Here is a 24,903-nt window from a genome sequence, read left to right as displayed (position 1 = left end):
TTTGTGCAAGCACAAAGCCGATTCCAGACACAATTATGCCGAGGCATAATTGATTATTCTCCTCGTCACTACGTTCCTGCGGGGCTTTCAGCGCAAGATCATCCCGCAGGAGTCGCCACTCTCCGTGAAAAATCAACGGTTCCTCATCATTAGTATGAAAAGAAGCTGAACCAAATGTGTAGAAATAATAAAGGTATTCTATTTTTTAAACACAAAGGAAGGAGATACTACATTTTAAGTAGGATCTCCTATTAAAGTTCTTTAAGAATATTCATTTCAGTACGTGGTCTTGCAATAGCCATACAGATTTATGTAATTAGAAAAGTGATTGTCTACAGACTAAAATAACGGCTGCTAATAAAAGCGACGGTTATTTTTTTTATTGTTACAACCACAGATTATCCGACATTATATATTATAGTTTAAGATGTATTCTCGCACCCAATTTACTTTTATAACAAAATATTCCCGTGTGGAAAATCAAGGGAGGGCGAATGCATGTTCTTATTTTATCGTAGATTCTTGTATAATGAAATGTTCATAAACATAATTAACTGAAATACATAGAGTCGCTTCAATGAAAACTTTCTATAGGTCGATTTATCGAGGGAAATCCTATATTTATCGACTTAGATCTAGAATTTATCGAGAACTTTATATGATATATCGAGAAACCAAAAAGGAAGACAACTATAGAAAAGATCAGGTTCACAAAATAGAAGCCTGATCTTTTATGCCTTTATTGTGTTATTCCCAAGTTCGATCTAGCTTATCACTGTAAAACTTAATGGCTTTGCGGTAATCTTTTATGCCTTCATGATTAGTAGTATGAATTATTGTATTTAATAAAGTTTCCATAGCCATTGAATGTTCACCAAGATTATAAAGTGTTATCGCATAGAAAACCTTTAAATGTTCAGCTTCTGGAAACTCGCTTATGGCTTGTTCAAAAATACGTTTTGCCTGCTCATATTGCCCTAATGTACGATAAGTGCTGCCTAATCCTAAATAAGCATCTAGTAAAATTTCTGGTTTGAGCCCTAATTGAATCGCTTTTTCATAGTGGGGGATAGCCTCTTTTTCTTTTCCTAATGAATCATATGTCCAGGCACATTGAAATTGGTAGTATGCATTTTCAGGCTTTTCTTGAACTAGTGCCACCATTAATTGATTTGCTTCTTCCAATCGGCCATTCTCTCTTAATGTTATGATGTGCTGTAATCGCTTATCCATGTTCTTATATCCTCTAACTCTCTATTTTTTCTTAATATTTAATAATTTTAAACTCTTTAATTATTATTGTATACTTAAGAAAATAATTCCTATTTTGAAAATTCTACTTTTATATACATAGAAAATAATAATAGAGGTGAGTTAGAATGCTGGAACGTTCTATGGAGAAAACACGGGAATGTAAAAAAGAAGGGGAGTGATAGAAAGAGGAGCATTATATGATAGCTCTTCTATATAAAAAGAAAAGAGGACTATTATGATGAATAATTATCAAAGCATTTTAAATGAAGGATTTGAATTAAAATATTGTGTGAAGGGACAAGGTCAGCCTATATTGGTAGTGGGTAGCAGTGTATATTATCCACGCTTGTTCTCGGAAAATTTATATAAACATTTTCAATTTATCTTCTTAGATCATAGAGGTTTTGTGAAGCCTCCACGTTCTTTAAAGAAAGAAGATTATACTTTGGATAAAATTGTCGAGGATATCGAAACAGCAAGACAATTGTTAAAGCTTGAGGATTTTATCATTTTAGGACATTCTGGACATGCATTTATGGCCTTGGCATATGCCGAAAAATATCCTCAATTTGTTCAGAAGGTCATTTTACTAAATTCAGCACCGACAAACAGTCAGGAGAGACAGCAGCAAAGTTTTTCATTTTTTAATGAGACTGCTAGTGCTGAACGAACAAAGCAATTTGAGCATGATATTGCTTTCTTAGAGGATGATATTCACAATGATCCGGAAAGACGATTTGTGCATATGTGTATTCGCATGGGGGCGCATAGCTTTTATGACTATACGTTCGATGCTGCTTATATGTGGGATGGCGTCTATACAAATATGGAAGTTATTGATTACCTTTGGGGTGTAGCTTTTGCCGAGCGAAATCTAATCCAATCTATGGCCCATTTCGATAAACCTATTTTTGTAGGGTTAGGAAGGTATGATTATTTAGTCGCTCCTGTTTCGCTCTGGGATGTAATTGATGATTCATCTAAAAATGTTCAGAAGGTCATTTTTGAAAAAAGCGGCCATAACCCAATGTTTGAAGAACCAAATATTTTTGATAGGGAATTAATTAATTGGATTAATGGATAGAAGAGACTGATGACCAGTTGCTCATGTGGCTTAAAAGATTAATAACTTGTAATAAAGTTTGATCAAAATTCAGTATTAAATAAAATGTACCCTATAAGATAGTCACTTAAAAAAAGTCTCTCTTATAGGGTGATTTTTTTATAATGAATATAACAACTAGATGGGGCGGAACTTATGATCCGGACGCATTGTTTATCTGTGCGAAAGCAAAGCGACAGCAACAATTACGCCAAGACGATATAGTAGTACCAAAACAAAAGAACCCGGAAATAATATTCCGGGTTTGATTACCACTTACGTTTCTTCCTCCATGACACACTGCCTAGCTTCCGCATTGGATCTTAAGATTTTCCTAAGATAACCGTACTTTAGCTTTATTCAGTATTGATGGTCCTTCAGAGCTATCGATCAACCTTACTCATCGGGTTAACCCTCCTAGTCACATTGGATTTGAAGTGAAATCCTTAATAGTATAGATCAACTATTATTTTTTATACGCATTATTTTTGTGGAAATTAGAGTTCCTTTTATATTATTTGGAATAGTGCGGGAACGGCCGTCAAAGGCTTACCTATCACTATAATAAGGATCACTATAAATAATTACACTTTTTGTAAAAAAATGGGACCGTCACTATAACGTGTGGTTGGCTTCCGTTCCGACTGGGCGCTTTCCTAGGGGCGTCCGATGAGCCGCTTCACTCGCATGCGCCAGCCTCCACTCCAATCAACTTAAATACATGGCATAGGTTTAAACAAATGTCATCCACAACTTTTGGTGATGAGCCAAAAATGTATACTGTTTCATGAGAATCGATAGTTAGTGAAATTATAATTTTAAATATAGAATGCCTATAAAAATTAGTAAAATGATAATGCTAAAAAAGATGAGCTGCTTTTTAAATTCAAAAAACTTCTAGTCTTTCGTTTAAGAATTTAAGGATATGTTTACCTACTTTTGGTTCTATTATAAGGTGTGTTAGTTAATCAAAATAATCCAGTTTTCATTCGTAAAGCTTCCGGTAAAACGCCAAAGTTTCATTGATACACAAGCGCATTCAAGACAAGATAGCACAAAGAGTTGTTGACAACCACTTTAAAAAGCTTTATAGTCATAGCAACTTGTTATAACGTTATATTAACTTCTCCAAAAGCGAATGCGTTTACATGATGTTATGATTAGTTTTTGGTAATAAATACCAACATAAAAGTCGTTTAGACTTTATTATTTTACTCCAACTTGTTATAACGTTATTTCCTTTTAGCGTGAGGTATTTTTAAACAAATATTAGGTTTAAAGCTTAGTTAAGCCAAAAATTATACCTCAAATTATAACGTTATATCTACTGCTAATGATCGGATAGGTGAATGTTATGAAACCCAACATAGACAAAGATTCGAAGGTGCCTTTGCACTTTCAGATTTATGAGGAAATTAAGAAAAAAATAGAAAGTAAACAATTGCTCGCCGGTGACATGCTGTTGTCTGAAACTGAACTACAGAATCTATACGGAGTCAGCAGAATAACCATCAGACGAGCCATTCAAGATTTAGAGAACGAGGGATTTGTAAAAAAGTCGCAAGGAAAAGGAACAATCGTTTGTACCCCGAAACATAGGTATGATCTAAAGCGGCTCACTAGTTTTAGCGAAGATACAACAAAACTTGGCGAAATTTCAAGCTCCATTATCCAGGAGTTCAACATTATAAAGTCCAATTTCAAGGTTGCTCAATCATTAAATATCTTGGAAGGAGATGAAGTGTATTATTTAGAACGAATCCGGTTATGTGGTGATGCCATCGTAGGTTTGCATAAGGCGTATATCAGAATGTCCAATGAATTTACTCTCGATCCATCAGAGTTCGGTGAAAAGACCTCATTATATGACACTTTGAATAAGAAAGGAGTCCAATTTAAATACGCCGACGAAATTTTAGAAGCGAAAACACCAGACAATAAGCTGAAGAAGATTTTGGAGATAAAAGATAACATCCCTATATTTTATAAAGAACGAGTCATGTATGATACATCTGGAATTCCTATCGAATATGTAAAAATGTATTACCGTTCAGATGTTTATCAATATAAAGTAACCCTTGATGTATTTGATGACAAATAGTTTATAGCTGTAACTGAGTTAGGGGGAAATCAAATCATGAAAATATATGATATTCATTCACACTTAGGAAAAACAAGTTCAGGTGACGAAAATACACCAACAGATATTGTAGAGGAATTAGGAAGATACGGGATTACCAAAATTGGGATTAGCAGCTTATCAGGAACTTCTACAAGAGTTCAAAACGACACCATCTACAAAGCGATGCAGGAATATCCAGGCATCATTGAAGGCTATAGTTTTATTAATCCTAAAGCATCCGATGCGATTGAGGAAGTTCATAAATGTTTAGACGAATACAAAATGAACGGCATTAAGTTTCACTCATGGAAACACGGATACTATCCAGACAATACACCTAGTTTAAATGATATTTTCTTTGAAATCGCAAAATACGGCGTTCATGTTCAAACACATGTTGGTACAGCTCCAATTAGTACACCTTATGTATGGGCAGAATACGCGAAGAAATTCCCAAATATTGATTTTCTCTTTACCCATACCGGTTATTATGAATTTGGATTATCAACAATCGAAGCAGTTAAAGATTTGAAAAACGTTTGGGTGGAAACATCAGGTCAAATGAATTCCGAGGTGTTAAAAAAATCGATTGAAATTCTTGGAACTGAACGAATGGCATTCGGAGTGGATTGGCCTTACAAACTAGTAAACATTGAAATTGAGAAATTTTTTGAATTAAATATTCCAGAAGATCAATTAGAATATATTTTCTATAAAAATGCAGAGTACTTATGGAGAATGTAAAGACTCGAAATTACGTTACGCAAAACTCATCAAAAAGGAGCGAATAAAAATGAACATTACGGTTTTTAGAATCGACGAACGATTAATCCACGGACAAATTGTCACTGCGTGGATTGCCTACGCAAATGCAAACATAATTATTGTCGCAGATGACAAAGCAGCCAATGATGAATTTCAAAAAACATTGCTCCAAATGGCAACGCCAAAAACAATTAAACTGCAAATCCTTGGAATGGACGAAGCTATTCGTACCATTAAAGAAGACACAAGTGATACAAAGACCCTGTTATTAGTAAGAGGACCAAAGGAAGCACTGCAAATGATTGAAGGTGGCCTTGATTTAAAAGAAATTAATGTTGGCAACATCAACATGAAAAAAGGCAAAACGAAGATTTTAGGTAACCTTTGGATAGACGATGAGGATATTCGATATCTAAACAAGATACATGAAGTAGGTGTTGCCCTTGAAGTTCGTACAGTACCAAACGAGCGCAGTCAAGATGTAATTAAATTGATCAGCAAATAACCAGTGAATGATCACCTTTTATAAATACAGCTTTAGAAAAAACTTTGGACCCAACTGGGGAGGTTTTAAAATGATTAACATTTTAGTTGTTACGCATGGAAAAATGGCAGAAGGAATCGTTCATTCTGCAAAAATGTTTACAAGAGAAGCGGAAAATGTTGAGTTTCTTTGTTTAATGGAAGATATGGGACAAGATGAACTTTCCGATTTAATAAACGAAAAAATGAAAGGGCTTTCAAACGACGGACAATTCCTAATATTTTGCGATATCATGGGAGGCACTCCGTTCAAAATCAGCAGCAAATTTTCTTTTAACAACGACAATGTAAGTGTTTTTTACGGGGTGAATTTACCAATCCTTGTTCATGCGATTTTAACAAGAGATGGAAAAAGCCTTAACAGCCTGACTTCTGAATTAGTAGAAGTAAGCCACGACAGTTTAGGATTAAGTGACATATAAAAAACGAAACGGAAATGATTATCAAATTTTTTAGAATCGACGGACGATTAATCCATGAACAAATCGTTACCACGTGGATTGCCTAGGAGGACGCGACTTGAATTAATGTCGCAGATGACAAAGCAGCCAATGATGAATTTTAAAAAACATTGTTGCAGATGCAACGCCAAAAACAATCGAACTGCAAATCCTTGGAGTAGATGATACCATTCGAACCATCCAAGAATCCAATCGATATGAAGGGCCTATTATTAGTAAGAGAATCTAAAGAAGCGCTGTAAATGATTGAAGGCGACCTTGATATAAAAGAAATCAATGTGGGCAACATCAATATGAAAAAAGGCAAAACCAAGATATTAGGAAACCTTTGGGTCGATTAGGAAGATATGCGTCACTCACATCAGTCAGCTGAAGCATCTCTCTTGAAGTAAGCACAGTTCCAAATGAACGCAGTCAATACGTCATCCAACTAATCAATAAATATAAATTTCAGTCATAGGCAGGGGGACTTACACATGGACATTCTACTACAGGCAGTACTAGTTGCATTATTTGTTACCATTGCATTTATTGACTCTCATACTTTGCAAACACATATTTTCAGGCCTATTTTTACAGGGCCAGTCGTTGGATTGATTATGGGGGATGTAACCACGGGATTAGCCGTCGGTGTAACAATTGAGTTAATGTTCCTTGCGGTAATCTTCGTAGGGACAGCAACTCCTCCAGATCCCACTCTCAGTACAGCCATTGCAACAGGGATAGCGATTCTTGGTGGCGGTGGAACCGAACTAGCTGTTGCGACTGCATTACCAGTTTCCTTTATCGGCCAAATTGCTACCACTTTCCAAAACTCGGTGATCAACATCTTCTTCATGCATCGAGCCGAAAGGGCGATAACCAATTTAAATACGCGTGGACTTGTATTAAATAATACGGTCTATCCGATGTTAATGAACTCTGTTTTATATGGAATACCTGCTTTTCTAGCAATCTACTTTGGAGCAGACTTTGTAAAGGGAATCATTGAAGCCGTTCCTGAGAAATTGATTACCGGATTAGCAGTTGGCGGAGGATTAATAGGTGCAGTCGGATTTGCATTACTACTAAGTACAATCCAGGTGAAAAAATTCTGGCCATTTTTATTCTTAGGGTTCTTATTTGCTTCCTATTTAAAAATAAACATGATCGGAATTGCATTATTGGGTGTCATTTGTGTTGCATTGTATTACTACCTGAAGATAGATGAACAAAACACTAATGCATAAGGAGAGAGTGAATATGGTGCAAGAGAATGAAAAAAAATTAACCAAAAAAGATTTATGGAAAGTATTTTGGAACCAAATGACGATTCGTGCCACTAATAACTATGAACGTCAGCAAAATGCTGGTTTTACCCAAGCCATGATGCCTGTTATTGAAAAAGTATATGATGATCCTGAAGATAAAAAAGAAGCATATGAAAGACATATGGAGTACTTCTTAACACAAGACATGGTTTCAGCTATTCCTGTTGGAATCAGTGCGGCTATGGAAGAAAGATATGCCAATGAAAGAGACTTTGATCCATCCACGATTGGCTCTGTTAAAACAGCCCTAATGGGACCATTGGCAGGATTGGGTGACTCTCTTCTAAACGGAACCGCAAGACCCATTATAGCGGGACTTGCCATCTCATTAGTCAGTGCTGGAACAGGCTGGGTTGGACCGATCATGTTCGTCATTTGTATGACCATTCTTTCACTGGGAGTTCGCTATCTTGGCGTATTCCAAGGTTATAAACAAGGGATTTCATTAGTTGGCAAATTCCAATCATCTGGTTTAATTAGTAGGATTTCAGAACTTGCCGGTATTGCTGCCTATATTATTGTCGGTGGATTCATTCCATTATTAGTGGTTGTAAATGTCCCAATCAAATATACGTCTGGAGAGACAACCATCAGTATTCAAGAAACATTAGATAATTTAATGCCTGGGGTACTTGGATTACTCTACACCGGTCTCATGTATTACCTCATCACAAAGAAAAAAGTATCACCCATTAAATTAATCTTCTTAACTATGATTTTTGGAATCATCGGAGTATACGCAGGATTTTTAGGATAATAGAAGCGGCAGCGTCCCTATCCTTCCAAAATCGCTGGAGGGAAGGAGCTGCTCTTACATGAAAATCAAACAAGAAGGTGAAGAAATTTGATTATCGATATACATGCTCATATCAAAAGGGATGAGACAACTCACGAATATCTCGAACAAGAATTACTAGATGATATGAAAAAAAACTATATTTCCTTAAGGGTTGTCTCTGCGTTAGAAGGAAAATCAATCCAGGATCAAAATAACTATATTTCGGATCTTGTAACAAGGCACCCCAATCAATTAGTTGGCTGTGCCGTCATAAATCCAAAAGAAGACAGTTCAGTAGAAGAAACGAGGAGAGTGCTTCAGCTCCCTGGAATCAAAATGATTGAATTTAATTCAATTGAACATGGCTACTATCCTGATAGCTGCTCTAATATCGACCAAATTCTCGATATTGTCGAAGAAACCCAAACACCAGTGAAAGTTTTCACAGGAATTGGTTCTATGTCAATGCCTCAGCAATGGGCTCTTCATGCAAAAAAACACCCAAATATCACATTTATTTTCCTCCATATCGGCTGCTTTGACTACGGCTATAGCTGTGTAGATGTTGCCAATGAACACGACAATATCCTAGTTGAAACCTCTAACCAGTATGAAGTGCAAGTTCTTAGAAAAGCATTTTCAGTGTTACCAAAGGAAAAATTACTATTCGGTTCTTATTATCCTACCACGTTGACCAAATGTTCGATTGACCTTTTTGATATGTTTAACTTGGAAGAGGACTATCTGGAAAGTATCTATTATAAAAACGCTGATGATTTATTAAAGAAATAAAGTCACCATGAATAAGAAGGATATTTTTTTCTTTAAACCTGCAGGACAAATATCCACTGCAAATGGCTATTTGCACAAGATTCGTAACAAGGTTTGTGTAAATAGCCTAGTAGACGAGAAGGAGACGGTTTTATATGATTCAGGCAGCAGAAAGTGTTAGAAATCTTTTGACTACAGACGTTCAATCATTATTTGACGATATTGTTGGACAAAAAGTATTGGGCGCAAGTAATCACATTTCTATAATCGGTGACATGATTGAATCGATAGCATTGGACGGAAAACATAATAAATGTAACGTCAAAGAAATTATAGAAAAAATTCAATCTGTAAGCCAATTTTTTATCAAAACAAGAGGAGAAGCAAGTCAGGCGGTTAGCAATGCTATCTTACTGATGACAAACAACCTGGAAAGTCATTCAGACAAACCAATTGATGAAGCTGTTGAAGAAATCATTAATCAAAAGAATGGTTACCTTGAATATAACAAAGAAGCTACATTAAAAGTTATTGACTACGCCAATTCTGCTGTCAAAGACATGAAAAATATTTTGGTTTATGATTACTCAAGTACTGTTGATAAATTTTTGAAAAGAATAGGCGAAAATGAGCAAACCTATACCATTTATATTCCTGAAAGCCGCATTATTGATGGTGGACTTCCTTATGTGAAAGTCTGCAAGGAAGCAGGTCATCAAATTAAGTTTTTCCCGGATGCTGCACTGATGTATTACCTAAAAGAATGTGATGTCGCGCTTATGGGAGCGGAAACGTTCTTCCCGGATGGGACAGGCTTTAATACAACTGGCTCTGATATCGTAGGTTTAGTTTGTGACTATTATAAAATTCCATTGTATTTTCTAACCCCTTTAATTAAATTGGATATTCGCTCAATTTATGGATATAAGAAAGTGTTAGTTGTCCAAGAATTAGAGAAGAAATTAACCAAAGATTGGCCGGATCAAAATCTTGTAGAAAATATAGACTTTAAGGCTCCTGAATTACTTGGGGTAACACCTAAGCATATATCAGGGTTTATTACTGAAGAGGGAATTATCCCGGTAAATCAAATTTTCAATGTCAGCATGAATTACTATAAAAAGTTAGGAGGAGCGATCTAATGGTAGCGTTCAACCCAAATTGTACCGTCTTATCGATGATTCAGCCGCCGCCACTTCCGGGAAGTTATCGACACACTGATCAAACAATTGATGAGATTGTGTATTATTCCTTAAAGGAAACCGAGATGGTGCAGGAAAATGGCTTTGACGGAATTATTATTCAAAATATGAATGATATGCCGATTAAGCAGCATGCTGAACCAGAAGCAGTTGCCTATATGAGTAGAATTGCTTATGAAATTAGAAAAGAGTTTCCTAACTTAACAATGGGTATTTTGATGAACTGGGATGGCGTTGCCGGATTATCTGTCGCCGATGCGGTGGGTGCAGACTTTGTAAGGGTCGAACATCTCTTTACCGGAGCGAATGTAACGAGCGCGGGCATTCTTGAAGCGCAATGCGTTGATATTGCTAGTCTTAGAAAAAGAATCAGAACCAAAGTGCCGGTTTATGCCGATGTATACGAAGTCCATGGCGTGCCACTAGGCCGTAAATCAATTGAAAATGCCGCTTGGGAGGCCGTTCACGAGGCATTTGCAGATGGACTATTTATCGCAGGAAATAGCCCGGTTGAAAGCATTGAGATGATTGAGAAGGTAAGAACGAAATTGCCTGATACTCCTATCTTCTTAGGCGGCGGAGCAACTGGAGATAACATTTATGAGCTACTAAAATACTATGATGGCGTATCGGTGGCCACATGGGTGAAAAAAGGAGATATGAAAAATCCAATTGATTCTGAACGAGCTCGCATTTTTATGGAAGAAGCGAACAAGGCGAAGGAATTTCGAAAAAACAAACAATAATTTTTGGAGTCTGACCCCCAATGCACAATAGCGTTACCGCAGTGGAGTACTAGAGGTGTTGATGAATATATTCGGCGTTAAAGCTAGCCTTTATTCGTATGAAGTAAAAGTAATAAGAAAAGGAGCAGGAAAAAATTATGATTGAAAAACAATATCAGGTTATTGAAGAAACAGGAATTCATGCTCGCCCCGCATCTATTTTAGTAAAGGCTGCTGGGAAATATGATTCAAGTATTCAGCTTGAATATAACAAAAAGAGAGTAAACTTAAAATCGATCATGGGCGTAATGGCTCTAGGAATCGGCCAAGGTGCAGAAATCAAAATTATTGTTGACGGTACCGATGAAAAAGAAGCATTACAAAGCATAGAAGAAATTTTAAAGAAGGAAGGTCTAGCATTATAATGAGTTCTTTTACAGATCGAACACCTTTATTAAACGGTATTACGGCTTCAAGCGGAATTGCAATGGGAATATTATATTGAACGATTAAAAGGAACTACGGGAAAAGTGCTTGAAGCGGGAGTTGGCTCTGGACGCTTCTTAATTCCTTTACTTGAAAAGGGATATAATGTTGAGGGAATCGACTATTCACCTGAAATGTTAGATTTATGCAGAAAACGTTGTAAAGAAAGAGGATTCAAGCCAAATCTATATGAAGGTAACTTGAGCAATTTCTCATTAGACACAAAATATGAAGCGATTGTTATGCCGACAGGTTCGTTATGTTTAATAGAGAATTCAAAAGATGCAATGGATGCATTAACATGTATGTATAATCATTTGATACCTGGAGGTCGCTTAATTGTAGACTTACTTTTACCTACAGACTGGCGAACAGGGGAAATTTCTTCATCCTACTATGAAATTTCAAAAGAGGAAGGAATTTCATTAGAAAGAAAAGCCGTTGAAATGAACTGGGTCGATCAATATACGCTAACCGTTTTAAAATATGAAAAATGGAGAAATGGTAAATTAATAGATACAGAATTACAAAGATTCCCGGTACGATGGTACGGAATAGAAGAATTCCAACACATATTAATAAGCTTAGGTTTTTCTGATATTACTTGCTCCGCTGAATATGTTTATAACAAGAAGCCTTCAAAAGAGCAATCATTAATTACATTTGAAGCTGTTCGTAAATAAATAAACCTGCTAGATTTTAGCTAAGAAAGTAGCTAAATATCTAGCAGGTTTTTTAATGCCATCAAACCTTGTCCAATGTTAAGTTATTGGAATCCTGTGCCGTTGATCGTTGAATACTAAATTCATTCCAGATCGAATCTTTTTCATTCAGCAATTCTTTTCCACTCCAAATGATGTCGTAAATGTCACCCTCGTAAGCAATGGCTCGGCCAAATGCAAATGATATAAGATAGTCCTTCCAAGATTGGAAGATATGGCTGCCGGCATCAGCTGCTCTCGCTATATAGCCCCATGCCTGTTCTTCGGTTATATAACCAACTATGTAGCTCCATCTTGCAATATTTACAGCTCGGTCGAAATCCCAGGCGGCAATAGTGTCCACACGGTCATAGTCTGATTTTGCAAAGGAAAGCTGCTTCATCATTACTTCTTGCGCAGATTCGTAGCACTTCTGCGATTTGCCCACTTCTTCCTCTGTAAAAGACTGGCCAGCTTTCAATGAATTAAGGAACTCATCATACCTTGCACGATGCCCTTCCATAAGTAGCCATTCTAGGGTCTCTACAGCCTCCTCTGGATTATTAACGTCCCAGTTAGAAGAAAGACCTTCTTTCAAAGTTTCATGATCTACCTTCACCGGCAGTATCCGAGGCGACTCAGACCGATAAAGAGCTAGATTGGCACCGTAGGCAAGCAAATGCTGTTTTTCTTTCGATAAAGGGTTAGCCGACTCCATTTCTAACTGTGATTTTTTAGCGTTTTTCACGATTCGCTTGCTCGCAATAATTAAACCAACAATAAGTAAAACCACAACTCCTATAATTATTCCTACAATCTTCAAACTACCACGTTCCTTACCGTGTTTTAATCGGGCGAAGTAAAAATCAAAATCACTTACTTCGAACAAAAGACAGTAAAATTATACATTTTCAGGTAGTTTTATACAATGAGACTATTTTATTACTTTTCAACGGAAGTGAGGATGACATTGTAGGCGTAAAGGCTTTGGCACGAGCGTTTGAAAGGAACTAATGAAAGGGGACTGTTAATTAATGCTTATAGATCGTTTCTGTTTAATAGTGAATTCAAAAGATGCTATGGAAAAATATATGTTTAATCATATAGCTAGCGAACAGGGAAGGTTATAACATCTTATCGTGTGAAGAAGAAATTGCATGAGAACGTAAATCCATTAAATATACTATAACTGTTGCTAAGTCGCTAGTTTTGAATTATAATCCATTTTTTTCTTGCTATATTTTTACTGTATAAAGGAAAAATATGATTATCTACAATTCAATGAGGAAGAAGGGTTTTCCATGCATAAAGATATGAACTATGGTAGCGACTTTAAATATATTCCAGCGACATCAATTTGGAGTGGAGATGGTGTAGAAGTAATGCCTGATTTATACCAACATACGATTCAAATTGTTAATATCGTACTCTACGGTGAACCTCATAAGAGAGAGTTTGTATTAATTGATGCAGGCATGCCAAAAAGTGCAAAGGAAATTATTTCAATAGCCGAGGAGAGATTTGGAACAAATAGTCGACCTAAAGCGTTAATTTTGACGCACGGTCACTTTGATCATGTTGGGGCGATAATCGATTTAATTGAACACTGGGGTATGCCTGTTTATGCACATTCCTTAGAATTACCTTATTTAACTGATATAAAAAATTATCCTGAACCTGATTCTAGTGTAAATGGTGGCTTACTAGCAAAAATGTCATCATTTTTTCCGAATGAAGCCATTAACTTAGGAAACAACGTTGAGGCACTCCCTTCTGATGGAAGTATTCCATTTATGGATGATTTTCGTTGGATTCATACTCCGGGTCATACGCCAGGGCATATATCTTTATTTCGCGAAGAGGATCGAGCGTTAATTGTTGGAGATGCATTTGTTACGGTTAAACAAGAGTCGCTCTACAAAGTGTTGCTACAAAAAAAGGAAATTAGCGGACCGCCACGATATTTCACGACAGATTGGCAAGCTGCTTGGGATTCTGTAAAAAAATTAGAGGCTCTAAAACCTTCAGTTGCTATTACAGGACATGGATTACCAATGAAGGGGGAAGAGCTTACTAGAAATTTGTATAAGTTAGCAACTGAATTCGAGCAGATTGCTTTACCTAATCACAGCAAATTTCTGAATTAGTGATGAAATAAAATCCATTACTGTTGAAGATTTTTATCATAAATATGAAAAGCTGTAGCAAATAAATTTGCTACAGCCTGAATTGGTTTATGCCCTTTGATGGTGCAATATAATTCATTTTATCATAAAATACGTTATTGTAGTATTTTTAGTTTTTTTACAACATTTCAACAATAATTATTAAGCCTATTGACAAAAAAAATAAGAATTGTTATATTCAATTTATTCAACGTTGAATATAAAAAGGTGATTATTATGACAAGGCTATTAGTTCTTGCTATGTTGGGGCTAAAACCAATGACAGGCTATGATATTAAAGTAATGCTTGAATTAAGTGACGCTGAACGATGGGGTGGTGTGCTAATCGGCTCTATCTATAATGCTTTAAAGAAGCTTGAAAAAGATGGCTATATAGAGGTGGCTAGTATTGAATCCACGGGTCACAGACAAAAAGCAATTTACCAAATTACTGAAAAGGGCAGAGCGCATGAGCAAGAATTAATTATCGAGGCTCTTGAAAAATCCTCTGTAGTTTATCCTACAACATTGTATTCTGGTGTATCCTTTGCATTTAAACTGCCAAAAGCTAAAGCAGTGGATGCATTAGAAAAGCAGAAAATAATTTTGGAACAAGAAGAAAAGGCGATCAATGCTGGCTATGAAGCGAAATTGATTGCTGTGCAAGGAGAACTGCCAGCATTAACACAGCTAGCATTTGATAATATGCTAGAAATTGTAAAAGTACAATCCAAATTTGTAAATCAAGCTATTGAAATTATGAAAAAAAGTAACTCTCTCGAATGAGAGAGTTAAAAAATAGCTATATGTTCAATGTTGAATATACAATGTTAAGTAAGGGGAGAAAAAATGAAAAAACTCATTAGTGCTAGTCAATTAACGAAAAATTATAAAGCTAGGTGTGTCGTTGATCATATAAATGTTGACATTCAAGAGGGGGATATAATAGCTTTAGTGGGCTCAAATGGTGCTGGGAAAACAACAACGATCGGTATGCTTCTTGGCATTATTCCTCAGGACAGTGGAACGATTGAGTACTGGACATCTGATTACAAAAAGGAAATAGGTACGCAGCTTCAATCAACCCCTTTTTTCGAAGGTTATTCTGTAGAGGATAATGTAAAATTATTCGGGGCATTCTATGGAATTTCGCTAACAAAAAATGAAATTGAAGAAAAACTTGCCGCTTTTGATTTATTGCAGGTCAAAAAAACGCCTGCTATCAAATTGTCATTAGGACAGCAAAAACGGCTAGCAATTATCGTGACAACTTTGCATCATCCTAAATTAGTAATTTTGGATGAACCTTCTGCCGGATTGGATCCTAGAGGCCAAAGAGAAATTCAACAGATCATTAAACGTTTAAAAGATACCGGCGTTACAGTTTTATTTTCTTCCCACGATATGTTGGAGGTAATGAATGTAGCTGACAGAGTGTTGATTATGCATCACGGAAAAATAGTGGCAAATGGCTCACCTGATGCTTTAATGGAGCGATATCAAACTCAAAATTTAGAAGAATTATTTTTTGAATTAACGAAGTAAGGAGCGAGAAGATGAAGGCTATTTTCGTATTAAATTTGAAATCTAGCATAAAGGATATGTATTTACTCTTTTGGTCAATATTAATGCCATTTGCTGCAATCATTGCGTTAAGGATATTTTTACCGAACTATGCAGGAAATTATGTAGAAGGCATCATTGCCGTTAGTGTATTTTTCTATTCATTTATGACCACTGCTTTTATAGCGTTATCGCAAAGAAAGAGAGGGGTTTATAATTTACTTCACGCTACACCAATGCCTTTATGGAAATATATCGTTAGTATTTCTAGTGCATGGGCTATAGTAGCGATTATTTTATCTTATATCGTGCTTTTATTCTCTATCGTTATCAATCAACTGAATTTTTCTTTTAATGTCCTCTTATTAATGACACCGATTATTCTTATAGCTTCATTAAGTTTTGTCTTTTTAAGCTTTTTTATTTCAAGTCTCGTGAAAAACGAGGGACATCTAAGTATGACTGCAAATGTACTGATGATACCAATGCTACTTTGTAGTGATGCATTTTTTACAATGGAAAAGGCACCAAATCTTATACAAATGATTAGTCTAGTAAATCCATTTGAATGGTTTTTAAATGGAATTAAAGCCGCATTTCTAAATAACTTTAGTACATGGGGAGAATCTTTACTCCTTTTATTGGGTTGCTTAGCTTTGACACTTATCATTTCCTTAAAAACATTCAAGTATAGTGACCAATAATTATAAAAGTAAAAAATGAAATGACCAGAACTTAAAATTGAGTCTGGTCATTTCAGACTGTAGACAAATGCAACTTTGCAGACCTCACCATTGCGCAATTGTGGGGAACTTAGAAATTGTAGAACTGGTCAGAAGGGATATAAAAGCTAGAAATAGAATAATTCATTAAAGACATTGGAGAGGGCGATTAGATGAGTGAAACGTTAATTAGAATAGGAACTACTTATATTCCAGTCAGCAATGTAGAACTGTCATGTGAGTGGTATGTAAGTAAGTTGGGAGCAGAGTGCAGTTACGTAGATACCGATAAGGCTATTCTTAATTTTGCCAATCAAAGTATTTTTCTTGTTAGATCAATGAACAATCAAAGCTCAAATTTCATTGATTGCTACGGCAAAGAACATTTTTCGATTACCTTTGAGGTTGATGGATTAAGTGCATTAGAGACTATTCATAAAAATTTTAGAGATAAAGGAATTAGAGTTGGAGAAGTTGAAAATAGGGGGCATGCGGGAAGAAATTTTGTTTTTTACGATTTAGACGGAAATAAATTTGATGTGTGGAGTGAGCTGAGTCCTGCTTTTAAAGAAAAATATGGGGAGGGAAAATAAGCATGGCAAGGAGTAGAAGCAATATTTATTCCGATTCCACTAAATTTCCCAGAAAATTATTTTAGCGTTGGAAAATTCTTTGATTTTACACTAGGAGTTTGTCAATAAACTATATAGAAACACTATTTCTTGAACAGTAAATTTATAGAGGGCCACTTATTAATATAAGTGACCCTTAGTAACAAGCCTCGGAGGTGTAAGACTAAACCAATCTTACATTACTAAAATATGCTAAGAATGTTATTTTTGCATAGTTAATTGCCTGAGAAATAGTTTAAAAATATTAGTAACTTATTTTAAAGGCATAAAAACTGCCGGATTTAATTGCTCAGATTCTATCACGATGCCAGTTAATCCTTTATCCGTTTTAGTTTCATGCCATTCACCCTTTTCCCAAAATACTGCATCTCCAGGCTTGACTTGAAAATATTGCTCCTGTTCATTTCTTACAAATCCTTCGCCCTCTATAATTAAGAGAAGCTGGGGAACTACAGCTTGATGATAGCCAATAACATCGTTTTCTTCTAAATACATGCACCCGATACTAGCTGATGTTTCAGTGTTGATAATACGAGACATAATAAAATTTGACCTAAATTGTGTTATGTTTTTGCCATTCTCTTTAGACAATTGATAAAATTTCATTAGATTCCTCCGAACTTAACTTATTTTTTTACAGCATGAACGTAATGAATCGTTTCAAAGGCTGTTAGATAATCTTTTCGATTGTCAAAATAAAGCTCATTAATTGTATCTGGCGAAAGATGTTCATAAATAAGCAGTCCTGAGTTTTCTAACATTTTTTCCAGTTCTTCATAAGTAAAACACGATTTCATCGGTTCACCACTTGCTGCAGCCATTTTCACCATGTTATCAACACGATTTGAAATTCCACTTTCTTTAAATAGTTTTTCATCTGCATAATCAAATATGATGGAACTTCCTGATGGTACATTGGCAAACAAATGATCAAGTAAGCTTGAAGTTTCCTCTTTCGTTAAATAATAGGAAACGCCTAATAGACTAAAGAAAGTTTTTTTATTGTCAAAGCCGCTGTCCAATAAATTTTGAGTTGCAAACTTTTTTGTGAAATCCATCGAAACGAAATGTACATTACTAGGAAGCTTTAGATTAACTTCAGCCATTCTTTTCTTTTTAAATTCCTGTGTTGCAGGGTGATCAATTTCAAAGATTTCCAACATGTTTTCAAGTTCAGAGTGTCTTAAGCCAAACGTATCTAACCCTGCTCCGAGTATGACATATTGCTGTAAACCTAACATGACTTCATTTAGCAAAACTTTTTCACAATATGCTGCACGTGCTAAGGGAGTAGGAGAGAGTTGAGTTTGCACAATCCATTTTAATAGCTCTTCAGTTTGTCCATTTAGTTTTTCTGCGATTTCTTTGTTAAAAAACTGGATGCCTTGTACCATATTTGTTTGAATGTCATGGAACTCTTTTTGTGTGATCAATTCTTTTGCAAGGTAGTCATCAAAAATTATAGGGGTATCGAATTGACTGTGATAAGCTCTGGCAAAAGCTGAGATTAATGAAGTTAAACTGGATTCACCTTTGTTCATGCAAATACACTCCTTCAAAAAAAATAGGATTCCCCCTGGCCAGGAGAATCCTATTGTACAAATAAATATAATAAAAGTAAATTATTGCATAAATAGATTTTTTTGTCAATTTTTTAGTGCTAGGAAGCAACTGGATATGGAAATTTCCTTAATCAAATTTTTGGATAAATATTTTACCATTCGGTTGAATTTCTGCATAAAAAACTTCTTCGATTGATTGTATATTTGCTTTTTTTAATTCGTTATCCAGCCATTCTTTACTTTTTCCAACTTCCAATAAATTTCGTTTCAATAGCTTCCCATCAGTGATGATTTCAATAGGGATAAAAGCCGGGGATGAAGGAGCAATTTTTAAATCCATCTTTTGTGGGCTTTGAAATTCAGGTTTTTTAAGAATACTAAGCATGCCATTGGGTTCTAATATAGCATAGTCAATTTCTGTAATTGAAAAAACTTGATATTGTCTAATCATCATCGTAAGGTCATCAATATTAATTTTAGTGTTTGCTAAAGCTTTTCTATCTATTTTCCCTTTTTTAATAACAATTGTCGGTTGTCCATCAAGTAATGTTCTTGCTTTTCCAGATTTCATAGCGATGTAACTAATTAAAGTAGTAAGCGCACACCAAACAATTAAGCTTACTAAAAATTTTGTGTATACAATTGTTTTTAAAACTACCATATTGGCGGCCATTGAACCAATTGTAATACCAGTCACGTAGTTAAAGAAGGTTAAGTGACTTAATTGTTTTTTACCTAAAAACCTCGTAAGTGTCAGAAGAACAAAAAAACTAATAATCGTTTGAACAACTACTTGTAAATAACTTGTGTACAAATTCTCCCACTCCTTATCTAATCCCTAGAATACCCAATGAATTTTTAAAAGATACTCCGATATGACAACAGAGCTGGATTCGAATAGATTTGTTCTAATCAAAAGTAGAGATAACCTTTGTCTAAAACGTATGTTATGTATGTAAGTTGATTGGAATGAAGACTGAACGCCCCCAAGAAAGTGCCTAGTCGGAACAGAAATGAACCCTACATTTAGATGATAACCGCATTAATATCAACAAATAATGGAAAATATAGAAAGCATTTTGTTAATATTGTATTGATCAGATTAAAAGGAGTGTTTTTATGGATTCTAGAGTTCCTATTCCGGTTAAAAAAGTTTTAAATGAATATATAACCCTATTTCAAAATAAAATGCCTAATACACTGGAAGGGTTCTATTTACATGGCTCCATTGCTCTAAACGCATACATAAACGGTTCTAGTGATATCGATTTTATTACAGTTGTAAACAGAACCTTAACAGAAGAAGATGCGAAAGTTATATCCGACCTTCATAAAGAATTAAATCGAAAATATAAGAATGTAGGGATGGATGGAAGTTATATACTTGTTGAGGATGTTGGAAAGAAACAGAGTGAGGTAAAAGGCTGTTTAAAGGTAAATGAAGGCAAAATAAATTGGGGTAACGATGATATTAACCCAATTACATGGTGGATTTTAAACAATAAAGGAATCACCATTCTAGGATCAGATGTAGCTACATATAACTTCAATGTAGATGAAAGAGTGCTTAATGATTATGTTTTAGAAAATATGAACAGTTATTGGTCGAATAGATTGCAAACGATGAAAAAATATAAAACTAAAGCATTTTTGATACCAAATAAATTAATTGATGTCGAAGTAGAATGGTCTATTACTGGGATGTTACGGCAATTTTACACATTAGAAGAACACGATATTGTTTCAAAAGTTGATGCATGTAAATATGCAATACATCATTTACCAGAAGAATTTCACAAAATTATTAACGAAGCCATCAGTATTCGAGAAGGCTCCAATATACGCTATTGTAATTCGAAAAAACAACGCATCGATGACACTATTCAATGTATGGATTATATACTTAAAGATTGTAATAGTACCAAAAATTAGTGAATTGTTTCATTTCATCTGCTACCTTTTATGGGAAAATATGATAAAATTAATTAGTCTTAAATGACAATTTTGGGGTAGATATTATGATTAAAAATTATGTTAGCGTGATAAACAAAAAGGGGAAACCGTCTAACTAAAATATTATATAGCGTTTCTTCAAATTGAAGGGGGAAAATTATTTGAATCAAGCATTACTTATTATTGATGCTCAGCAAGATTTAATCGATGGCAACGAGAAAGAAAGAGCTGTTTTTAATAAAGAACTGCTTATTAGAAATATCAATTTAGTTATTGAAAAAGCAAGAAAATCCAATGTTCCAGTCGTCTTTATAAGGGATCTCGATGTAGCTGAAGGTAAAGGGCAAGGATTCGATATTCATAATGGCATTAATGTACCTACGGAAGTTAAGATTTTCGATAAAAAAGCATCGAATTGTTTCCATGGGACTGAACTGCTAAATCATTTACAATCTCAAGATATTAAACATGTTGTTGTGATGGGCTGCTCGACGCAGCACTGTATCGATAGTGCAGTAAGAACTGCGACTATTAGTGGTTTGGATGTTACGTTAGTTGGTGATGGGCATTCAACTGCGGACAGTGATGTTTTAAGTGCAGAACAAATTATTAAGCATCATAATCATACTCTTCATGGTCATTACAATGTCGAACACTTTTCTGTTGTTAGAAATTCAGAAGAAGACTTGTTTCAACCTACACATGATTCGTATAGATAAGTAAAATTCTAATGGTCCTTGGTATTTACCCTATAAAGTGAGAAACAAATAAAAACCCTATCACTTAAAAAAGTGAGAGGGTTTTTGCTATACCAAAAAAAGATTGATTTCAGTTACTATTTTTATGTAGTTAAGATACCCCTGTCAAGTAATGTAACAAAATAAAATACTGTGCATCAAAGTGAATTTTTGCTGCTTATTTCATACTACTTTGATATTTTTAAATTAAGAAAGGAGTTAGAATGAAAACACTATTTTTCTATGATAAAAATCTTCCAAAAGATGAAGCACACGTAATACTTAATTCTAATAATTAATTAGTCTAACTATTATCTCATTTCTAAGCTCAATCACTTTTGGAGTTATTTATCCATTTTTATGGCAATATGGCACATTTAGTAGCCCTGTGAATAGTACTTTATCAACGGCTGCAAATGTTTTCGTTGGATTCGCATGTGTGTGGCTCTTTTCTAAAGAAATGTACTTGTTCATAGTTCCATACTGGTTTATCGTTGTACTTATAACGCTAACTATTCATATTATTACTTTTTACTTTTATGCTAAATATGAGAACGAGCGATTAAGCAAAGAATTAAACGCTAGGATAAAAAATGCAGTAAAGGAGTGAGACTCATGAATCTGCGTGAAATTCGTTTGGATTGTGCAATCAAACAAAAAAGAGGATTACATTTTATAGTAGCTTCCATAGTTATTTGGGGGTTGGTATTTGTGATACATATAACCAACCTGCCGATCTTAACGAAAAATCTTTTGACATTTTGTTGTACTGCACCACTTTTACCCTTAGCTTTTATACTATCTAAATTAATGAAAATTGATTTTAAGAATGTGAAAAACCCGCTTACAAATCTGGGCATGTTATTCTCTTTTAATCAAATTATCTATTTACTTATTGCTATGTGGATTTATCCGACTATCCCAGAAAAACTTGTTATGGTAATTGCCATGATTTTCGGTGCTCATTTACTGCCGTTTAGCTGGCTATATCTTTCGAAAGTGTATATGTTTTTCTCGATAATTATTCCATTTTTAGCTTTAGTAGTTGGCCTTTCATTTTCACCGGCAATTCTGGCATTGGTAATGATTATTATAGAAATAGCATTTTGCATGTCATTGTGGATCGAAAATAAAAATTTGGTCCCTATTGAATAAAGGATGGTTCATTCTTCGCTAATGGGTATCACTACTCTAAATATTGTAATTAAAAACTAGGCTGAAAATCTCCTGTTGAGTATAGAAAACTTTCAGCCTAAAGGTTTTGGTGACGTTTTTGTCGTATCATGACTTCTATAATTTTGTTATCCAACAGACAGAGTATTTTTTAGTTCAGTGGGAAGCGTGAAAAGGTAATTATACAAAGTAGGAGGATATTTGATGGCAAACGTTAATGCGAACAATATCACGATCCATTACGAAATTAGAGGTCAAGGGACGCCTATATTGTTTTTGCATGGGAGCGGGCATCATGGAAAATGTGGGAGCCTCAAATTGAAGCATTTTCTACACACTATCAAATGATTATGCCAGATTATAGAGGACATGGTGATACAACAAAGGAATTCCCGAATAATAAATATGATCACCATATCATTGTGGAGGATATCAAATATTTTTTGGATGTACTAGGAATTAGCAAAATTCATGTCGTCGGTGTATCGCAAGGTGGTCAATTGGCTACTCTACTTGCAATAAAATACCCAACTTACGTAGATAAGCTTGTAGTCTCTAATAGTTATAGCGAGATGCCCACAGGGTACTGACGATGTCAAATTTTATATTTAGTTTGCTTCCATACCACACAATAATAAATCTCATGATGAAATTTTATAAGGGGGATCCTTATACTCAACGTATTTTAAGAGAGTCTTTTTCGATTGATAAGAAGATGTTACTTGCGATGAAAAAGGCACCATTTCCAACTCATACTGATCAATTGTATCGAATAAAGTCACCTACACTTGTAATGGGCGGCGAAGGAAAAGTTATAACAGGTGTTGATGAAGGGAAAGGATCCCGAATTATTTTTAACCATATTCAAAATGCAAAACTAGCATTATTCAAAAATGCATTCGATCCATTAAGTACGATGTCCAGAGATATTTTTAATGAGATGATTATTGATTTTCTAGAGGATAAGCCTTTACAGCAATATAAGGATGTAGCTATTTTTAGTAAATAAAATGTATATAGAAAGGCGGGATAGTATGACCATTTACATTGCGCTACTTAGAGGAATTAATGTAGGCGGGCATAATAAAATCATCATGGCAGAATTAAGAAGTTCTCTTGGGCAGCTTGGATTACATAATGTGAAGACATATATCCAAAGTGGAAACATCCTTTTTGAATCAGACGAAACTGAGGAGCTTTTGCAAACGAAAATACACGATAAAATTAAAGCGGATTTTGGAGTATCTAGCGTTGTTGTCATTAGGACAGCAGAGGAAATACAGCGGATTGTTAGTCAATCCCCTTTTTCAGATCAGGAGATTTCGGAAGCGGAGCAATCATGTAAAGGGGAATGTTTGCATGTTGCTTTGTTGCCGACAGCTCCTTCGAAGGTCAATAGTGACCAATTTTTAACCTTTACAAACGAAAGAGAACGCAGTGTCATAAGTGGAAGAGATGTGTATCTTTTATTTTATGACAGCATTCGAAATTCCAAACTAGGCAATAATCTAAAAAAACTTGAGATTCCAGCGACTGTCCGCAATTGGAAAACGCTCATGAAGCTTTCAAGTTTGGTTGAAGAATTCAAACATTGATACCATTAATCACAATATAGAAAATACATTTTGTGGTTTTTGTGGAATTTGTTAGAATAATATGCTAAACTAGTAGTGTCATGGTTAACAAATGAACACGCATAAAAACAGCTAGGTATTCACAATTTTTTTGTGAGCCTAGCTTTTTTTGTTGATGACTTGTAACAATAAAAATCAATAAAGCTAATTGAACTGCACCTCAATTATTAGTTAATTTCTAATAATTGGGGTGCAGTTTTTAATTAATAAATTTGTAAGGAATGAGTAAGAAAAAAGAGATGATCGATTCGTACAATTAAAGTACATGAAAGGGGTCGTTTTAAGTGTAAACATGTATGTGGAGAAGGGTGAAATTCTATTACTTTATTGGATAGAGTACTGAAAAGATATCGATTAATGTCAGCACTTTGAAAAAACACTTATGAATGATATTGAGATTGAAAGTAATAAAAAATACATAGCTCTTTAGAGGAGCATTTCTTAAATGAACGAACGGAGAGAGAATCCATGCTTAAACTGATGGAACTAGGGTGGAAAAAATATCAATTATCTAAATACTTTATAAGAATAATCATTTGTAT

The 24,903-nt window shown here is 34.9% G+C and carries 27 protein-coding genes and 1 pseudogene; 23 read left to right on the top strand and 5 right to left on the bottom strand.

Annotated features, from left to right (window positions below):
• Positions 1-747: 747 nt before the first annotated feature.
• Complete coding sequence (locus tag ACFXN8_RS11285) at positions 748-1,233, bottom strand: tetratricopeptide repeat protein (protein WP_386845107.1); 486 nt, start codon at positions 1,231-1,233, stop codon at positions 748-750.
• Positions 1,234-1,492: 259 nt separating this feature from the next.
• Between ACFXN8_RS11285 and ACFXN8_RS11280 the strand changes: the two genes are divergently transcribed.
• From ACFXN8_RS11280 to ACFXN8_RS11225, 12 genes and pseudogenes are all read left to right on the top strand, one after another.
• Positions 1,493-2,338: an alpha/beta hydrolase gene (locus tag ACFXN8_RS11280; protein ID WP_386845120.1), complete on the top strand. Its 846-nt coding sequence runs from the start codon at positions 1,493-1,495 to the stop codon at positions 2,336-2,338.
• A gap of 1,372 nt (positions 2,339-3,710) precedes the next feature.
• Entirely contained in the window at positions 3,711-4,457 is a 747-nt protein-coding gene (locus ACFXN8_RS11275) for a GntR family transcriptional regulator (RefSeq protein ID WP_386845105.1), read from the top strand.
• Between the two features lie 36 nt (positions 4,458-4,493).
• Entirely contained in the window at positions 4,494-5,222 is a 729-nt protein-coding gene (locus ACFXN8_RS11270; RefSeq protein WP_386845103.1) for an amidohydrolase family protein, read from the top strand.
• 49 nt (positions 5,223-5,271) lie between these two features.
• Complete coding sequence (locus ACFXN8_RS11265) at positions 5,272-5,748, top strand: PTS sugar transporter subunit IIB (protein ID WP_386845101.1); 477 nt, start codon at positions 5,272-5,274, stop codon at positions 5,746-5,748.
• A gap of 70 nt (positions 5,749-5,818) precedes the next feature.
• Positions 5,819-6,208 carry a PTS sugar transporter subunit IIA gene (locus ACFXN8_RS11260; RefSeq protein ID WP_386845099.1) on the top strand — a complete coding sequence of 130 codons (390 nt, stop codon included), beginning with the start codon at positions 5,819-5,821 and terminating at the stop codon, positions 6,206-6,208.
• Positions 6,209-6,723: 515 nt separating this feature from the next.
• A complete protein-coding gene (locus tag ACFXN8_RS11255) occupies positions 6,724-7,476 on the top strand; it encodes a PTS mannose/fructose/sorbose/N-acetylgalactosamine transporter subunit IIC (RefSeq protein ID WP_386845097.1) in 753 nt (250 codons plus the stop codon).
• A 13-nt stretch (positions 7,477-7,489) separates the two neighbouring features.
• Positions 7,490-8,314, top strand: coding sequence for a PTS system mannose/fructose/sorbose family transporter subunit IID (locus ACFXN8_RS11250; protein WP_386845095.1), 825 nt, complete (start codon positions 7,490-7,492; stop codon positions 8,312-8,314).
• 87 nt (positions 8,315-8,401) lie between these two features.
• Complete coding sequence (locus ACFXN8_RS11245; RefSeq protein WP_386845093.1) at positions 8,402-9,127, top strand: amidohydrolase family protein; 726 nt, start codon at positions 8,402-8,404, stop codon at positions 9,125-9,127.
• A gap of 134 nt (positions 9,128-9,261) precedes the next feature.
• A complete protein-coding gene (locus ACFXN8_RS11240) occupies positions 9,262-10,248 on the top strand; it encodes an IF-2B domain-containing protein (RefSeq protein ID WP_386845091.1) in 987 nt (328 codons plus the stop codon).
• Positions 10,248-11,054, top strand: a complete 807-nt coding sequence (locus ACFXN8_RS11235; protein WP_386845089.1) for a BtpA/SgcQ family protein — start codon at positions 10,248-10,250, stop codon at positions 11,052-11,054. Before ACFXN8_RS11240 ends, ACFXN8_RS11235 begins: the two co-directional genes overlap by 1 nt.
• A gap of 137 nt (positions 11,055-11,191) precedes the next feature.
• Complete coding sequence (locus tag ACFXN8_RS11230; RefSeq protein ID WP_386845087.1) at positions 11,192-11,458, top strand: phosphocarrier protein HPr; 267 nt, start codon at positions 11,192-11,194, stop codon at positions 11,456-11,458.
• A 48-nt stretch (positions 11,459-11,506) separates the two neighbouring features.
• Positions 11,507-12,202 (top strand): annotated as a pseudogene (locus tag ACFXN8_RS11225) (class I SAM-dependent methyltransferase); the annotation flags it as partial.
• A gap of 61 nt (positions 12,203-12,263) precedes the next feature.
• On the opposite strand, the gene ACFXN8_RS11220 reads toward ACFXN8_RS11225, so the two are convergent.
• The gene (locus tag ACFXN8_RS11220; protein ID WP_386845085.1) at positions 12,264-13,043 is read right to left on the bottom strand and encodes a DUF1266 domain-containing protein; all 780 of its coding nucleotides are present in this window, start codon (positions 13,041-13,043) and stop codon (positions 12,264-12,266) included.
• 478 nt (positions 13,044-13,521) lie between these two features.
• Between ACFXN8_RS11220 and ACFXN8_RS11215 the strand changes: the two genes are divergently transcribed.
• From ACFXN8_RS11215 to ACFXN8_RS11195, 5 genes are all read left to right on the top strand, one after another.
• A complete protein-coding gene (locus ACFXN8_RS11215) occupies positions 13,522-14,367 on the top strand; it encodes an MBL fold metallo-hydrolase (RefSeq protein ID WP_386845083.1) in 846 nt (281 codons plus the stop codon).
• Positions 14,368-14,622: 255 nt separating this feature from the next.
• A complete protein-coding gene (locus tag ACFXN8_RS11210; RefSeq protein WP_386845081.1) occupies positions 14,623-15,171 on the top strand; it encodes a PadR family transcriptional regulator in 549 nt (182 codons plus the stop codon).
• Positions 15,172-15,234: 63 nt separating this feature from the next.
• The gene (locus tag ACFXN8_RS11205) at positions 15,235-15,930 is read left to right on the top strand and encodes an ABC transporter ATP-binding protein (RefSeq protein ID WP_386845079.1); all 696 of its coding nucleotides are present in this window, start codon (positions 15,235-15,237) and stop codon (positions 15,928-15,930) included.
• A gap of 11 nt (positions 15,931-15,941) precedes the next feature.
• The gene (locus ACFXN8_RS11200; protein WP_386845077.1) at positions 15,942-16,652 is read left to right on the top strand and encodes an ABC transporter permease; all 711 of its coding nucleotides are present in this window, start codon (positions 15,942-15,944) and stop codon (positions 16,650-16,652) included.
• 191 nt (positions 16,653-16,843) lie between these two features.
• Positions 16,844-17,263, top strand: coding sequence for a VOC family protein (locus ACFXN8_RS11195; RefSeq protein WP_386845075.1), 420 nt, complete (start codon positions 16,844-16,846; stop codon positions 17,261-17,263).
• Between the two features lie 291 nt (positions 17,264-17,554).
• Here the strand turns inward: ACFXN8_RS11195 and ACFXN8_RS11190 are convergent, their stop codons facing one another.
• The 3 genes from ACFXN8_RS11190 to ACFXN8_RS11180 form a co-directional block, all read right to left on the bottom strand.
• Entirely contained in the window at positions 17,555-17,908 is a 354-nt protein-coding gene (locus ACFXN8_RS11190) for a cupin domain-containing protein (RefSeq protein ID WP_376074792.1), read from the bottom strand.
• Between the two features lie 20 nt (positions 17,909-17,928).
• Entirely contained in the window at positions 17,929-18,843 is a 915-nt protein-coding gene (locus ACFXN8_RS11185) for a class I SAM-dependent methyltransferase (RefSeq protein ID WP_386845072.1), read from the bottom strand.
• Between the two features lie 148 nt (positions 18,844-18,991).
• A complete protein-coding gene (locus tag ACFXN8_RS11180; protein ID WP_386845070.1) occupies positions 18,992-19,678 on the bottom strand; it encodes a DUF421 domain-containing protein in 687 nt (228 codons plus the stop codon).
• 305 nt (positions 19,679-19,983) lie between these two features.
• On the opposite strand from ACFXN8_RS11180, the gene ACFXN8_RS11175 reads away from it, so the two are divergent.
• The 6 genes from ACFXN8_RS11175 to ACFXN8_RS11150 all read left to right on the top strand — a co-directional run bounded on the left by ACFXN8_RS11175 (position 19,984) and on the right by ACFXN8_RS11150 (position 24,322).
• On the top strand, positions 19,984-20,796 hold the full coding sequence (locus ACFXN8_RS11175; RefSeq protein WP_386845068.1) for an aminoglycoside adenylyltransferase domain-containing protein: 813 nt from the start codon (positions 19,984-19,986) through the stop codon (positions 20,794-20,796).
• 182 nt (positions 20,797-20,978) lie between these two features.
• The gene (locus ACFXN8_RS11170) at positions 20,979-21,536 is read left to right on the top strand and encodes a cysteine hydrolase family protein (protein ID WP_386845066.1); all 558 of its coding nucleotides are present in this window, start codon (positions 20,979-20,981) and stop codon (positions 21,534-21,536) included.
• 633 nt (positions 21,537-22,169) lie between these two features.
• A complete protein-coding gene (locus ACFXN8_RS11165) occupies positions 22,170-22,709 on the top strand; it encodes a DUF7010 family protein (RefSeq protein WP_376074787.1) in 540 nt (179 codons plus the stop codon).
• Positions 22,710-23,029: 320 nt separating this feature from the next.
• Complete coding sequence (locus tag ACFXN8_RS11160; protein ID WP_386845064.1) at positions 23,030-23,317, top strand: alpha/beta fold hydrolase; 288 nt, start codon at positions 23,030-23,032, stop codon at positions 23,315-23,317.
• 2 nt (positions 23,318-23,319) lie between these two features.
• A complete protein-coding gene (locus tag ACFXN8_RS11155; RefSeq protein ID WP_386845062.1) occupies positions 23,320-23,736 on the top strand; it encodes a hypothetical protein in 417 nt (138 codons plus the stop codon).
• A 25-nt stretch (positions 23,737-23,761) separates the two neighbouring features.
• Positions 23,762-24,322: a DUF1697 domain-containing protein gene (locus ACFXN8_RS11150; RefSeq protein ID WP_376074785.1), complete on the top strand. Its 561-nt coding sequence runs from the start codon at positions 23,762-23,764 to the stop codon at positions 24,320-24,322.
• Positions 24,323-24,903 lie beyond the last annotated feature (581 nt).

Origin of the sequence: Lysinibacillus sp. NPDC059133 (genome assembly GCF_042755925.1) — a bacterium.
Taxonomy (GTDB): Bacteria; Bacillota; Bacilli; order Bacillales_A; family Planococcaceae; genus Lysinibacillus.
The sequence above is the reverse complement of the archived record's forward strand: the minus strand, read 5'-3'. Positions and strand labels throughout refer to the sequence as shown.